This window comes from Rhizobium sp. KNZ2-6A, assembly GCF_056755475.1.
The window spans coordinates 57,126-71,085 of the sequence record NZ_JBNDIC010000021.1; the positions used below are offsets into that span (position 1 = coordinate 57,126).

Below are 13,960 nucleotides of genomic sequence, written 5' to 3' on the forward strand. Positions count from 1 at the left end.
GCAGAGGTGCCCTTATCCCGGCTTGCGGGCATGCCGCTCCACGAGAGCCGCCCAAAGTGCCGCCAATAGCGCGAGCAGCGCGGATATCAGCATCAGCGCAAACAGCGTGTGGATCGTTGCCGATTGCGCGAGGAACAGCCCGCCAATGGAACCGATGAGCGCGCCGCCCGCGATCCGCATGGCGGCCGCCAGCCCCGCAGCCGTCCCGAGCACATCCGCCCGCACCGACATTGCGCCGCTATTGGCCGCCGGCATGGTCAGGCCGTTGCCGAGGCCGATGAATATGCAGGGGCCGAACAGCGCCAGAGCCTGCGTCGCGCCTGATAGCGACAGGGCCAGACCGATCGACAGGCCGATGCAGGTTAGAAGCCGCGCGATGACAAGGATCATGCCGAGTGGGATTTTCGCGGCGTAGCGGCCGGCCAGATAGCTGCCGAGAATGAAGCCGGCAGGAACCAGGCCCATGTAAAAGCCGAGCCTGGCGCTCGAGCCGCCGAGCGTATCGCCTATCGCGAGCGGCGCTCCTCCCAGGAAGATATAGAGAACGCCCATCGAGCAGGCCATGCAGAAGGTATAGGCCCAGAACCGCGCCGAAGATAGAAGCAGCCCATAGGAGGCAAGGTAGTTCCTCCGCGCAGCCGATAAGGGCGCTCTCGATCCCCTCAATTCGCACAGGGACAGGAGGAAGGCGGCCATGCCGAGGGTGGCGAGGACGACGAAGCTGGCGCGCCAGCCGAAAAACTCGTCCAGCGAGCCGCCGAACAGCGGCCCGACCATGGGCGCCAGCGCCCATCCCATGGCGAGATAGCCGAATTTGCTGGCGGCCTCGCGTTCGTCCGATGTTTCCTTGATGATGACAAGGGCGACCGAGTAGCATGGGCCGATACAGGCCTGCATTGAGCGGAAGACGAGAAAGGTGCCGATATCGGGCGCCAGTACACAGCCGATCGATGCGATGATGAAGATCGCGAGCGCCGTCAGGACGACGGGCCGGCGGCCGAACCGATCCGATATCGCGCCCCCGATCGCCTCAAGGGTTGCCGTAACAAGGGAAAAGCCGGCGACCGAGAGGTTCACGAGGGCGAAATCGGCATGGAATGTCGCTGCGATCTTCGGCAGCGACGGCAGGATCATATTAACAGGCAGCACGGCAAGTGCAGAGAGCAGGATCAGCATCGTCAGCCGCGGCTGAGCGGTGGCTTGTCTGATGGTCGGGTCTTCGATTGCTTGCCAGGCTGAATGGTCTGTGCGGCTCTCGGTGTGCGTCATGGCCTTGTCCGTCGTGTGAGTGGAAGTCGAGGGAGATCTGACGAGGCGCCGCCCTGTTTCAGGGCAATAAAAAAGGCCCCGTCAGGAGCCTGCTTACCGCGCATGGGTGCTTTCGCCGGATGTCTACGCCATCCTGCCCATGCGCCTTCCTACCACTACGAGAACGAGTGCCGTGTTCATGGCGCCAAAGCTATTCGTAAAGCCTCGCATCGTCAATGCGCGGCCCGCCCGCGAAATGGGCGCTTGAGATCAACTCAAATATCGTAGCTGAGCCCGGAATTGAGCGTCGAGATGAACTGCTTGGTCCGCTCCTGCGAGGGATTGGAGAAGACGTTGCGCGACGAGCCGGTTTCGACGATGTTGCCCGCTTCCAGGAAGACCACGTTGTTGGCGATTTTCGAGGCGAGGCGCAGGTCGTGCGTTGCCATGACCATGGTCGTGCCCTCATTGGCGAGCTTGCTAAGGACGTCGACCACTTCGGCCGCCAGTTCCGGATCGAGCGCAGAGGTCGGCTCGTCGCAGAGCAGCACGCGCGGCGAGGGGGCGAGTGCCCGGGCGATAGCGACGCGCTGCTGCTGGCCGCCCGAGAGCGTCGAAGGCCAGGCATCCATCTTGTGCGCCATGCCCACCTTGGTCAAAAGTTCGACGGCGCGGGCGCGGGCCTTTTCAGCCGGCCAGCGCAGCACGGTCGTCAGGCCTTCCATGACGTTGCCGATCGCGGTCTGATGCGGGAAGAGCTGGAAATTCTGGAAGACCATGCCGGTCTGGCGGCGGATCTTCTGAATATCCTGCCATGCAGCGCGCTTGTTGGGCACGAAGGAGACGGTTTCCCCGCCGATGCGGATCGTTCCGGCGGTCGGGATTTCCAGAAGGTTGATGCAGCGCAAAAGCGTGCTCTTGCCGCCTCCCGAAGGGCCAACGAGAGCCGTCACTGTTCCTTCCGGGATCATCAGGCTGATGTCCTTGAGGATGACATTGTCGCCGAAGCGCTTTTCGATGTGGGACAGCTCGATCATGTGCGGGCCTCCAGCGTGCCGCCATAGCGGGCAAAGCGGCGTTCGAGCGAGCCCTGCAGCACGGACAGGAAGGAGCTCATGACCAGATAGATAAGGGCAGCCTCGACATAGAGGATCAGCGGCTCGTAGGTCGTCGCCACGATGCGCTGTGCGGCCTGGAACAGCTCCGGCACGGTGATGGCGGCGGCAAGCGACGTGTCCTTGACCAGCGAAATGAAGGTATTGGAGAGCGGCGGCACGGCGACGCGGGCTGCCTGCGGCAGGATGGTGCGGCTCATGGCTTGACGCCAGTTCATGCCGATCGAATAGGCGGCCTCCCACTGGCCCTTCGGCACCGAGGAGATGACGGCGCGGATGATTTCGGAGGTATAGGCGCCGATGCTCAGCGTGAAGCCGATCATCGCGGCCGGGAAGGCATCCAGCAGAATGCCGAGGCTCGGCAGGCCGTAGAAGATGACGAAGAGCTGCACCAGAAGCGGCGTGCCGCGGATCACCCAGACGTAGAAGCGGGCGACGGCCACCAGCGGCCGCGGGCCGAACAGGCGCGTGACGGCGGTGAGCAGGCCAAGCAAAAGACCGAGGACGAAGGTGATCAAGGTGAGCGGGATGGTGAAGATGAGCCCTGCCCAAAGCAGCGTGCCCAGTGACTCCCACATCAGTTGCAGCCAATGCTCCAAGGAGAAGCCTTTCGATAAGAGAATGCGTCCGGAGGTGACCCCGGACGCATCTTTTTCACAGTTTTATGTCTCTGCCTATGCCTTCTTACTTCGAAACGTCCTGCCCGAAGTATTTCTTGGAGATCTTGTCATAGGTGCCGTCGGCCTTGATGTCGGCCAGCGCCTTGTTGATCGCAGCCAGCAGCTCCGGCTCGCCCTTGCGGATGATGACGGCGGAGAAATCGGCATTGGCCTGCTGGGCGACGATCTTCACCGGCGCGTCGGGCTTGTGCTTCTTGAAATCGAGGAAGGAGAGGCTGTCGTTGATGGTGGCGTCGGCGCGGCCAGTCAACACGAGCTGGATCGACTGGTCGAAGCCGTCGGTGCCGACGAGTTCTGCGCCGGATTCGGTTGCGAGCTTGCCGAAGTTGCTGGTCAGCGACTGTGCCGCCTTCTTGCCCTTGAGATCGGCGAAATCCTTGATGCCGGTGTTGCTGTCCTTGACGATCAGCACAGCCTTGGAGGCGATGTAGGGCTCGGAGAAGTCATACTTCTTCTTGCGCGCTTCGGTGACGCCGACTTCGTTAATGACGGCGTCGTAGCGGTTGGCGTCGAGGCCGGCGATCAGGCCATCCCACTTGCCTTCCAGGAACTGCGCCTTGACGCCGAGCTTCCCGGCGATCGCTTCGGCGATCTCGACGTCGAAGCCGGTCAGCTTGCCGCTTTCGTCATGAAAGGTGAAGGGCGCGTAGGTGCCTTCCGTGCCGACCTTGAAAACGCCGGCCGACTGGATCGCCTTGAGGTTTTCGCCGGCGTGGGCGGGGAGCAGGAATGCAGCCTGCACGAGGGCGGCGGCGGCAACAGTCTTCAACCAGTTCATCGTTTTCTTCCGTTTCTGGAGCGTTCATTCAATGTTGCATACATCGCAGAAAAATTGCAGCGCGAAAGCGTAGAAAACTGCAAAAGAATCGAGCAATTGCGAATATTTTTCTCAAGAAATTGCGATCGGGCCGCCAAGGGAGCCACTACCTCCGTCGCCGCCAAAAAATGCTGATCGATGGTGCAGTGCGGCATAGTGACAATTCACAATGCCGCCCTATTTGTCCCAAAGTTGCTCCATTACTCTCAATGTTGCCTTAGTGCATCATATGATTGTTGGAGCAGAAGCGTTCGCGCAGAGCGTGTGCTCCATGTATCCTGGCGGTTTGCCGGGAGACACGGGCGGCCATCAAACTGCGATTCTACTCGAAAATTTAAGTGCAAAAATTGATCTGACGCAGCCCGAAGAGGTGATGAATTGCCCATCATTGCGCGCCGCCGGCCTTGGTCGGTCATGAGGTTTGATGTCGCGGTCGCGTCTCTCTTTCTGGGTTTGTTTACATTCATGCCGAGCTTCGCGGCGGAAACGATCGAGCGGCCATCGAAATGGATCGGCCGCGTTGCTGCCAGCGATGCGGCTTTCGGCTGGCCCGGCAGTGGTTTCGCGCTGCGTTTCGAAGGTACGTCGCTCTCGGCTACCCTCGTGGATACCGGGAAAAATAGCCTGGAGGTCGAACTGGACGGCATTCCCCAGCGCCTTGATCTGCAGGCGGGGCAGCACCGATACCAGCTTGCCGATACCTTGCGGCAAGGCACCCATGAGGTTCGCGTGATGCGTCGCACCGAGGGATGGATCGGCGATACCATATTCGTTTCCGCCGAAACTGACGGGTCATTCCTTCCTGCGGAAGCATCGACCGCAAAGCTGGTGGCAATCGGAGACTCCATTACCGCGGGCTATGGCCTCGAGGGTGTCGGTCCCGGATGCAAATTCAGCCCCGGAACGGAAAACCAGTACCTGACATATGCCGCAGTCGCCGCCCGCAATCTCGGGATGGAGCTTACGACGCTCGCGGTTTCTGGGATCGGCCTTTCGCGTGCCGGCAAGAACGCGAAAACCATGTCGGATGTCATCGACAGTGTGACGCCGTTGAGAAAGGGCGCGCCTGCTCTTCCCGACGAACACGTTTCAGCGGTGGTCGTCAATCTCGGGACGAACGACTTTTCGGATAACAGGAATCCCAGCGATTTCATCGACGAATACGTCAAGCTTGTCTTCAGGCTCAGAGAACAGTTTCCAAAGGCGTATCTCTACGCCGCCCTCGGTCCGATGATGTCCCAGAAGGACTTCGATGCGGCCGAAAAAGCAATCGAGGCCGCCGTCCAGGCGAGCGCCGCGAAAGGCGAAACCCGCCTGCGCTATCTGAATTTACGCGTCAAACCGAAGGATTTCGGATGCGATTGGCATCCAAGCCGCAGCACCAATGCGGCCATGGCAACCTTGTTGGAACAAGCTATCAGAGCGGATTGGGGCCTCCATGATTAACGAGCAGATGCTTTCCATTCGGCGGTCAACCTCGAAACAATTGGATTCTCTCCAGTTTCTTCGGTTCGTGGCCGCCTTTTCCGTCCTTCTCTTCCATTTCGGAAGCGGCCTTGCGATCGAATACCATCTTGATCGCAATTATTTCTTCATGGGTGCTACCGGTGTCGACGTTTTCTTCGTTCTCAGCGGCTTCATCATCAGCTACTCCTCCGATCCGGCGCGCGGACTTGTCTATTTCGCACGCAAGCGGATTGCCAGAATCGTCCCGCTCTACTGGCTGCTGACATTCGTGGTCGTCTTGATCGCGCTTGTGAAACCCAGCCTGCTCAATTCGACTGTCGTGACCGTGGAAACGATCGTCAAATCTCTTCTTTTCGTCCCCTATCAGAAAAGCGGCGGCGCCGTGCAGCCGATCCTTTTCCTGGGCTGGACGCTTTGTTACGAGGTGTTTTTCTACATAATTTATGGCGCCTGCCTGATCTTTGGCTCCAGGGCAACCTGGTTCGCCTCCTCGGCCGTCCTCTTCCTGATCGCGCTGCATGAGATTTGGCCGGAGGGATCCGTCGAATGGCGCTTCTATACCAATCCGATATTGATCGAATTCGTGCTCGGCATGATGCTTCATAAGGCATATTCGGCGTATAGTGCCTTCAGGAACGGGTCGAATGTCGCCGCCGTCCTGCTCGTTCTTCTGGCATGCGGGGGTCACTTCTTCATTGTGACACTCGCCGGCCCCAGTCTTTTCGCCTCGAGCCTGCTTGCCGTCCTGCTCGTCTCCGGGTTCCTGCTCATGCGGGTGCCGTCCGGGAAATTGTGGGCCATTCTGGTTCTCTTGGGAGACGCATCCTACTCGCTTTACCTCATCCACCCCTACACGCTGCAGCTTCCGCTCAAATTGCTGGGCAAGCACCTCTCCCTGCCCCTCGTGACGATAATATTGGCGCTGGTCACGCTTTGCACGATTGGGATCTCGGTGGCGCTCCTCAAGTACTTCGAGCGGCCGATGCAGGCTCTCCTGATGCGGCGGCCGCATCCCATCGAACAGACCGCTGCTGTGGCGGAGTGAAATCCAACGCCTCGGTGTGGGTTGGAAGGATACTCGTTAGAGCACTTCCGGTTTAAACGGGGTACCGCAATGCCCTATCTCGTCGGATTCGCGCAATTCCGGATGCAAAGCCGCCTCAAGCCGCAGCCGCGCGCCGTTTCATTCGCTCGCTGATAATGATGATGAACCCCGCACTGAGGATCAGGATGGCGCCGATGAAGGTGTTGGGGCCGGGGATGTCGCCCCAGATCAGGTAGCCGAGCAGGAAGGCCCAGACGAGCGAGGTATATTCGAACGGCGCCAGCACCGAGACGGGTGCCTGGCGCATGCCTTCGAAGAGAGCGAGCTGGCCTGCCCCGGCGATGATGCCGGTGAGCGCGAGCAGAACGATCTGGAACGGCGTCGGCGTGTGCCAGTGGGCGATCGCCATGCCGGCGGTCAGGATGATGAACAGGATGTTGGAGACGGCCATCTGGATATGGCTCTTCTCGTGCAGCGCTGTTTTCCGCAGCAGGACCATGCCGCTTGCCCAGAGGACGGCGGCCTGCAGCGCCAGATAGACCGGCCAGGAAATCGACAGTCCCACCGGATTGGAGGCGATCACGACGCCGCAGAAGCCGACACCGACCGCCATCCAGCGGGCGACGGTGACCTTTTCGCGCAGTACGATGGTCGCGAGAATCGTGCCGACGATCGGTGCTGCGTAATAGAGCGTCGTTACCTCGGCGAGCTGCAGGTAGGAAGCCGCCGAATAATAGGAAATCCAGGCGATCAGGATGATGATGCTGCGCAGGATCATCGGCTTGATGATCGGCGAGCGCGCCACCTTGCGGATGAGAGAGGGGCCTTCGAAGACGAAGCAGCCGGCAAGGATGGTGCAGCTTCGGATGAACAGGACCTGCCAGACGGGAATGGAGGCGACAAGCAGCTTCACCGCCGAATCGTGGGCGGTGAACAGCATGTAGGCAAACACCGTAAGCAGGATGCCATAGCTGATGGGATTTTTCACGGGGATGCACCAGAGGATGACCCGATATGGGCCGGCCGAAGAATCTTTCAGGCTTCAAGCGATAGGAGCCTGCTTTTTCGCCGTCAATAGGGCTTTTCGCCAGCGGCGTATGGTCACGAATTATTTATTCGGGGTTGTGGCGTCTTTGCCTCCGTTCTACAGCGCCGCGCGTCATATATGACGCGCAAAGGTCGCTGTAGCACCTCAAAGCTGCTGCATAATTTTATCCTTAAATCGATCCCGATCTAAGGAATTATGCAGTAACAGACGGAGACGAAATGTGACCGTTCCCGCTGTTTTCGATCGTTGCGATTTCAATCGATTTAAATAGACTGCGGCCGCGGATTTGGAGGAATTTTCATGGACGATATGGCGAGGATGGAGGGTTTTGAGGCGAAAAGGAGCGGATTCTTCACAAAACCGCGCGCGGCTGTCTCGTTGATGTTCCTGATGAATGGCTTCATGGTCGGTTGCTGGGCACCGAAAATTCCCGAATTCGCCGAGCGGCTGCAACTGACGAAATTCGAGCTTGGGTTGATGATCCTCGTCTTCGGCGTCGGCTCGCTCGTCATGATGCCGCTCGCCGGCGCACAGATCTCAGTGCGTGGCTCGCGCATTGTCGTGCGCGCCTTTGCGGTATTGCTGCTGCCGATGATATTGGCGCTGACGCTTACGCCGAACGTCTGGACCGCGGCCGTCGCTCTCTTCCTCTTTGGCGGTTTCATCGGCGCCATGGATGTGGCGATGAACGCCAATGCCGTCTCGGTCGAAAAATCCATGCGCCGGGCGATCATGTCCTCCTGCCATGCCTTCTGGAGCCTTGGCGGCCTTTTGGGCGCGGCGATCGGCGGGCTCTTGATTTCGCGCTGGGGCATTCTCGGCCATGCCGAGGCCTCGACCGCGATTGCCGTGCTTTTCGTCGCCATTGCCTGGCCGATGGTGCTCAGCGATCAGCCGCATCACGATGAGGCCAAGCCGAAGGCAAAGCTGCCGATGATCCCGCTGCCCTGGCTGCTTGGCATCGTCGCGCTGTTCTGCATGGTGCCGGAAGGCGCGGTCCTGGATTGGAGCGCTCTTTATCTCAGCCAGGAAAAAGGTGCGTCGGTGGCGCTATCGGGTTTCGGCTATGCCGCTTTCTCCGCCACCATGGCGACCATGCGCTTTGCCGGCGATTTCGTGCGCGATTGGCTGGGCGCCATCAGAACGCTGCGCATCTGCACGGTCTTCGCCATCGTCGGCATGCTGACCGCGGCGCTGGCGCCGAACGCCGAAATTGCCATTCTCGGCTTTGCGCTCTGCGGCATCGGCATTTCCAACATGGTGCCAATCGCCTTTTCCGCCGCCGGCAATATTCCCGGCCTGCAGCCCGGTATCAGCATCTCGGTCGTGACGACACTCGGCTATTCCGGCATGCTGGTCGCGCCGTCGGCCATCGGTTTTGCCGCGGAGCATGTCGGTTTCTCGCCGGTCCTGATGGCACTGCCGGTGCTGCTGCTCGTCGTACTGGCCTTGTCGTCGCTCGCGCGTTACGCGGACGGTATCGGCGAGAGCGCGTATTAATTTCGTCGCTTTTGCTCGGTAACGGCTAAGCTCCATTCGATCAAAAGAGATCGTCGCAGCGGTTGACAACGACCGCTCCGTGATCCACCTGAAAGACACCCATTTTCGAGGCCTGCGAGAGCTTTCCATGTCGTCCGCCACCGATTTCGATCCGAAACCGCGCCGTTCCTCCGTTGCCGTCGATGTCGGCGGCGTCATTGTCGGCGGCGGTGCCCCCGTCGTCGTGCAGTCGATGACCAACACCGATACGGCTGATATCGATTCGACCGTGGCCCAGGTCGCTGCCCTCTTTAAAGCCGGCTCGGAACTGGTGCGCATCACCGTCGATCGCGATGAAAGCGCTGCCGCCGTGCCGAAGATCCGCGAGCGGCTGCTGCGTCTCGGCATGGACGTGCCGCTGATCGGCGACTTCCACTATATCGGCCACAAGCTGCTGGCCGATCATCCGGCCTGTGCCGAGGCGCTGGCCAAATACCGCATCAATCCCGGCAATGTCGGCTTCAAGGACAAGAAGGACAAGCAGTTCGCCGAAATCATCGAGATGGCGATCCGCTACGACAAGCCGGTGCGCATCGGCGTCAACTGGGGCTCGCTCGATCAGGACCTGCTGACCGCGCTGATGGACAAGAACGCCGCCGAAGGCTCGCCGCTCTCGGCCCGGCAAGTGACGCGCGAGACCATCGTGCAGTCGGCGCTGATTTCGGCCGATCTTGCCGAGGAAATCGGCCTGCCGCGCAACCGCATCATCCTGTCGGCCAAGGTCAGCCAGGTGCAGGACCTGATCGCCGTCTACTCCATGCTGTCGGAGCGTTCCGACCATGCGTTGCATCTTGGCCTTACCGAGGCCGGCATGGGCTCGAAGGGCATCGTCGCTTCCTCCGCCGCCATGGGCTATGTGCTGCAGCACGGCATCGGCGATACCATTCGCGTTTCACTAACGCCGGAGCCGAACGGCGACCGGACCCGCGAAGTGCAGGTGGCGCAGGAGCTGCTGCAGGTCATGGGCTTCCGCCAGTTCATTCCCGTCGTCGCGGCTTGTCCCGGCTGCGGCCGCACGACGTCGACTGTCTTCCAGGAACTGGCGCAGAACATCCAGAACGACATCCGCAAGAACATGCCGGTCTGGCGCGAGAAATATCCGGGCGTCGAGGCACTGAACGTCGCCGTCATGGGGTGTATCGTCAACGGCCCCGGCGAAAGCAAGCATGCCGATATCGGCATTTCGCTGCCTGGCACCGGCGAGACGCCGGCGGCTCCCGTCTTCATCGACGGCCAGAAGGCCATGACGCTGCGCGGCCCGAACATCGCTTCCGATTTCGAGGCGCTGGTTAGCGATTATATCGAAAAGCGGTTCGGCCAGAAGACCGTCGCGGCGGAGTGATCCGCCGCTTAAAGCCAACGCCGGATTATATATTGCTCGTCAGCAGCTTGATGCCGGCGAAGCAATAAAAGCCGGCCATGGCGCCTTCGATCCAGCGCCGCGCATTGCGATAGATTTTCAGCGCATGCGGCGTCGAAAACAGGATCGCATAGCCCATGAAAGCCACGAAACCGGTCACGCCGCAGACGCCGATGATCAGGATCGCGACCGAGCCCGGCGCGCCCTGCGGCATACCGAGCGCGATGATGGCGAGCCAGGCGAAGATGGCCTTCGGGTTGGTGACGTGGATGCCGTAGCCACGCAGGATCAGCGATTTGAAGCTTGGTGTTTTCGGCCCCTCGGCGGCTGTCGGCAGCTCGCCGCCAGCGCGGACGGCGCGAAAGGCCTTGTAGGCGAGATACAGCAGATAGAGGCCGCCGAAGATCTTCAAAAGCTCCAGCGCCATCGCATAGGTCTGCAGCAGCGTGGCAAGGCCTGCCGCCGCGGCAATCGCCCAGGTCAGCGACCCCCCGAAGATGCCGAGCGCCAGGGTCATGCCGGCCTTGCGGCCGTGGGTCATCGATGTGCCGATGATGGCCATGATGGCGGGGCCGGGGCTGATGACGGCAACGATGTAAGCGATATAGGCCGGCAGGATGTGCGGCAGATAGGAAAGCATTTCGCGCATGGAGACTATTCCCGAAGCATTGGCACGGCCGCGAGGAATTCTGCGTCTACAGGCCAATACGGCACGGGAATGTGTCATAGAATGCGGCGGAAATCACCCGGTGACGCCATGGATTCTTGTTATGGTGACATTCGCGAGCTGAATGGATGGCCCTCGCTGGATGATGGCGGGCGTGTCGCTATCCAGGTTGGACCGTTCTCTCCGCGCCCATGAGCCGATGCGCAGCGTAAGATAAGCTGCCCTCCGTCAGGCAATACCGTACCCGGTTGAGCACAACTCAGTTCTTGCGGTTGGCGACGAAGCGGGCGGTTTCCGTCAGGACGCTTGCCTTGTCGCCGTAGCCGGACAGCAGGTCGGACGCGTCCTTCACCAGCCTTGCGAGCGTCACTTCCGCCCATTCCTGGCCGTGGAGAGCCACCAGCGTGCCCTTGCCACGGGCGGCATCCTTGCCGGTTGCCTTGCCCATGGTGGCGGCGTCGGCTGTCAGGTCGAGCAGATCATCGGCGAGCTGGAAGGCAAGGCCGATCTTTTCGCCGAACGTGCGAAGGCGCTTGCGGTCATCAGCCGAGGCGCCTGAAATAATGGCGCCGGCCTCGCAGGCAAAGCGGATCAGCGCGCCCGTCTTCATCGCCTGCAGGGTGGTGATGCCCCCTTCATCCGGCGCCTCCTTCTCCGCGGCGAGATCGAGCGCCTGCCCGCCGGTCATTCCGCCGATGCCGGCTGCGCGTGACAGCGCCAGCACGAGCGCCATTTTCCGGTCCGCCGGCAGCTCCGTTTCAGGCGCCGCAATGATGTCGAAGGCAAAGGTCAGCAGGCTGTCGCCCGCCAGGATCGCCGTTGCGTAATCGAAGGCGATATGCACCGTCGGCTGGCCACGGCGCAGGTCGTCGTCGTCCATGGCGGGCAGATCGTCGTGAACGAGGGAATAGCAGTGCACGCATTCCAGCGCGGCACCGACCCTGAGCGCCGCCTCGGCATTACCGCCGAGAAGCGCTGAGGATTCCATCACGAGGAAGGGACGCAGCCGCTTGCCGCCGTTCAGTACGCCGTGACGCATCGCGTTCAGGAGCCGGGCAGGGCGAACGATCTCGTCATTGAGGCTGGCGTCGACCAGAAGCCCGTTCAACATGGCTTCGATCTTGCCGGCATTGTCCTTGAGACGGTGCTCGAATGAGGAATGGGTGCTGTCCATGGCCGCTGTTTGGCATGAGAGGCTCTTGCTGGCAACGAGAATTGTCAACAGCCGGATGGGGAATTGCCTCGCACTCTGGTCATCGCTTTGTGTAGACGGTATGACGAATGCAGCATCAGAGCGTTTCCCGGATACATTAAGGGGTGTACCGGGATGGAGCGGCCGTGGACGTCAGACATTTGGACATATCGACGGACAATGAGGGGGAGGAAGCCGAGGTGCCGCGACGCTCCTCCCTGTTGGCGCGCTTCAGAGACCGCCCGTTCTGGCAGCGCATCATCCTCGTCCTGATCGGCCTCTTGCTGCTGCCCTATTTTTTCATCGTCGTCTATGTGCTGTCGTTCATCCACCCTGTTTCAACCCTGATGATCGGCGATGCCGTTACCTTTCAGGGGTATGATCGTCGCTGGGTGCCGCTGGATAAAATCGCGCCGGTGCTGGTGAAATCCGTCATGGTCTCCGAGGACGGGCAATTCTGCTACCACGGCGGCGTCGATTGGGGCGAGATGCGGGTGCTGGTGCAGGAGACGCTGCGCGGCAAGTCCACGCGCGGCGGCAGCACGATCCCGATGCAGACGGTGAAGAACCTGTTTTTATGGAACAGCCGTTCCTTCGTGCGCAAGACGATGGAATTGCCTTTAGCGGTCTCCGCCTCCGCCGTGTGGTCGAAGCGCCGGATGATGGAGATCTATCTGAACGTCGCCGAATGGGGCCCGGGCATATACGGCATCGAAGCCGCGGCGCGCTATCATTTCAAAGTGCCGGCCTCCAAGCTCACGGCCCGTCAGGCGGCCCTTCTCGCCGTCTCGCTTCCCAATCCGATCGATCGGGTGGCGAGCAAGCCGGGGCGGGGGCTTGGCCAGCTTGCCTCGCTGATCCAGCGCCGCGCGAGGAATGCCGACGCATACATCAAATGCCTTTATGAGTGAGATCAGAACTTGTCGTTCGATCGGCTTGTTGTCATCTGGCATTCTTGGCCGTGACATATGGGCGGATGACCTGCCACCGACGATCGGACCGTCGGCCTTCTGCTCATTCAAGGACATGAACCATTTCGAGGAACTCTTCCCCTTCGGGTTCCGACGCTAAAAAAGGAACAAGATCGTGAGCAAGCTGACGCTCTATATCGGCAACAAGAATTATTCCTCCTGGTCGTTCCGGCCGTGGATCGCGCTCGAAGGCTGCGGCATAGTTTTCGAGGAGGTGTTGATCCCCTTCGATTTTCCGGCGGGCAATCCAAACATTCGCGAGGTTTCGCCGACGGGCAAGGTACCGATGCTGGTGCATGACGGCTTCAAGGTGTGGGAGTCGCTTGCCATCATCGAGTATGTCGCGGAGCTTTTCCCCGATGCCGGTCTTCTGCCTAGGGATCGCCAGGCCCGCGCGCTGGCGCGATCCTATAGCATGGAGATGCTTTCCGGCTTCAGCGCCTTGCGCAATGTCTGCCCGATGCACATGCGCCGCCCCGTGAGCTCGCTTGACCTGCCGGAAGGGGTGATGGAAGACGTGGCGCGCATCGAAGCCATCTGGCGCGAGGCGCGCTCCCGCTCCGGCGGTCCCTTTCTGTTCGGGGCATTCTCCGGAGCCGATGCCATGTTCGCTCCGGTCGTCAGCCGCCTGGAACGGTATGATATTGCCGTCTCCGCCGATACGAAGGACTATATGGCCATCATGAAAGCCCTGCCTGCCTGGAAGAAATGGGAGGAAGCGGCGCTGAAGGAGACGTGGACTGTGTCGGAGGACGAGGCCTGACCGCTTGATTCGGCGTCGATATCTGCGAATCAAACGCGGCGGGCAAAA

Annotated in this window: 13 protein-coding genes; 6 read left to right on the forward strand and 7 right to left on the reverse strand. The window is 60.7% G+C overall.

Going from position 1 to position 13,960, the window contains the following annotated elements:
* Positions 1-12: 12 nt before the first annotated feature.
* The 4 genes from ACPYOP_RS16250 to ACPYOP_RS16265 all read right to left on the reverse strand — a co-directional run bounded on the left by ACPYOP_RS16250 (position 13) and on the right by ACPYOP_RS16265 (position 3,821).
* Positions 13-1,269 (reverse strand): MFS transporter, encoded by a 1,257-nt coding sequence (locus tag ACPYOP_RS16250; protein ID WP_481411394.1) that lies wholly within the window; start codon positions 1,267-1,269, stop codon positions 13-15.
* Positions 1,270-1,523: 254 nt separating this feature from the next.
* Complete coding sequence (locus ACPYOP_RS16255; protein ID WP_481411395.1) at positions 1,524-2,285, reverse strand: amino acid ABC transporter ATP-binding protein; 762 nt, start codon at positions 2,283-2,285, stop codon at positions 1,524-1,526.
* Positions 2,282-2,962, reverse strand: a complete 681-nt coding sequence (locus ACPYOP_RS16260; RefSeq protein WP_481411396.1) for an amino acid ABC transporter permease — start codon at positions 2,960-2,962, stop codon at positions 2,282-2,284. Before ACPYOP_RS16260 ends, ACPYOP_RS16255 begins: the two co-directional genes overlap by 4 nt.
* Positions 2,963-3,047: 85 nt before the next feature.
* A complete protein-coding gene (locus ACPYOP_RS16265) occupies positions 3,048-3,821 on the reverse strand; it encodes an amino acid ABC transporter substrate-binding protein (protein ID WP_481411397.1) in 774 nt (257 codons plus the stop codon).
* Positions 3,822-4,325: 504 nt separating this feature from the next.
* On the opposite strand from ACPYOP_RS16265, the gene ACPYOP_RS16270 reads away from it, so the two are divergent.
* Together ACPYOP_RS16270 and ACPYOP_RS16275 are read left to right on the forward strand one after the other, a co-directional pair.
* On the forward strand, positions 4,326-5,306 hold the full coding sequence (locus ACPYOP_RS16270; RefSeq protein WP_481411398.1) for an SGNH/GDSL hydrolase family protein: 981 nt from the start codon (positions 4,326-4,328) through the stop codon (positions 5,304-5,306).
* A gap of 7 nt (positions 5,307-5,313) precedes the next feature.
* A complete protein-coding gene (locus ACPYOP_RS16275) occupies positions 5,314-6,372 on the forward strand; it encodes an acyltransferase family protein (RefSeq protein WP_481411426.1) in 1,059 nt (352 codons plus the stop codon).
* A 115-nt stretch (positions 6,373-6,487) separates the two neighbouring features.
* Here ACPYOP_RS16275 and ACPYOP_RS16280 read toward each other — a convergent pair whose 3' ends face one another.
* Positions 6,488-7,360: a DMT family transporter gene (locus ACPYOP_RS16280; RefSeq protein ID WP_481411399.1), complete on the reverse strand. Its 873-nt coding sequence runs from the start codon at positions 7,358-7,360 to the stop codon at positions 6,488-6,490.
* Positions 7,361-7,720: 360 nt separating this feature from the next.
* Here ACPYOP_RS16280 and ACPYOP_RS16285 point away from each other — a divergent pair, with 360 nt between their 5' ends.
* A complete protein-coding gene (locus tag ACPYOP_RS16285; RefSeq protein ID WP_481411400.1) occupies positions 7,721-8,920 on the forward strand; it encodes an MFS transporter in 1,200 nt (399 codons plus the stop codon).
* 127 nt (positions 8,921-9,047) lie between these two features.
* Positions 9,048-10,301 carry a flavodoxin-dependent (E)-4-hydroxy-3-methylbut-2-enyl-diphosphate synthase gene (gene ispG, locus ACPYOP_RS16290; protein ID WP_481411401.1) on the forward strand — a complete coding sequence of 418 codons (1,254 nt, stop codon included), beginning with the start codon at positions 9,048-9,050 and terminating at the stop codon, positions 10,299-10,301.
* A gap of 25 nt (positions 10,302-10,326) precedes the next feature.
* Here the strand turns inward: ispG and ACPYOP_RS16295 are convergent, their stop codons facing one another.
* Both ACPYOP_RS16295 and ACPYOP_RS16300 read right to left on the reverse strand, forming a co-directional pair.
* Positions 10,327-10,968 carry a LysE family translocator gene (locus ACPYOP_RS16295; protein ID WP_481411402.1) on the reverse strand — a complete coding sequence of 214 codons (642 nt, stop codon included), beginning with the start codon at positions 10,966-10,968 and terminating at the stop codon, positions 10,327-10,329.
* A gap of 277 nt (positions 10,969-11,245) precedes the next feature.
* Entirely contained in the window at positions 11,246-12,160 is a 915-nt protein-coding gene (locus ACPYOP_RS16300; RefSeq protein WP_481411403.1) for a polyprenyl synthetase family protein, read from the reverse strand.
* Positions 12,161-12,339: 179 nt separating this feature from the next.
* Here ACPYOP_RS16300 and mtgA point away from each other — a divergent pair, with 179 nt between their 5' ends.
* Positions 12,340-13,089 (forward strand): monofunctional biosynthetic peptidoglycan transglycosylase, encoded by a 750-nt coding sequence (gene mtgA, locus ACPYOP_RS16305; RefSeq protein ID WP_481411427.1) that lies wholly within the window; start codon positions 12,340-12,342, stop codon positions 13,087-13,089.
* A gap of 175 nt (positions 13,090-13,264) precedes the next feature.
* A complete protein-coding gene (locus ACPYOP_RS16310) occupies positions 13,265-13,912 on the forward strand; it encodes a glutathione S-transferase family protein (RefSeq protein WP_481411404.1) in 648 nt (215 codons plus the stop codon).
* Positions 13,913-13,960 lie beyond the last annotated feature (48 nt).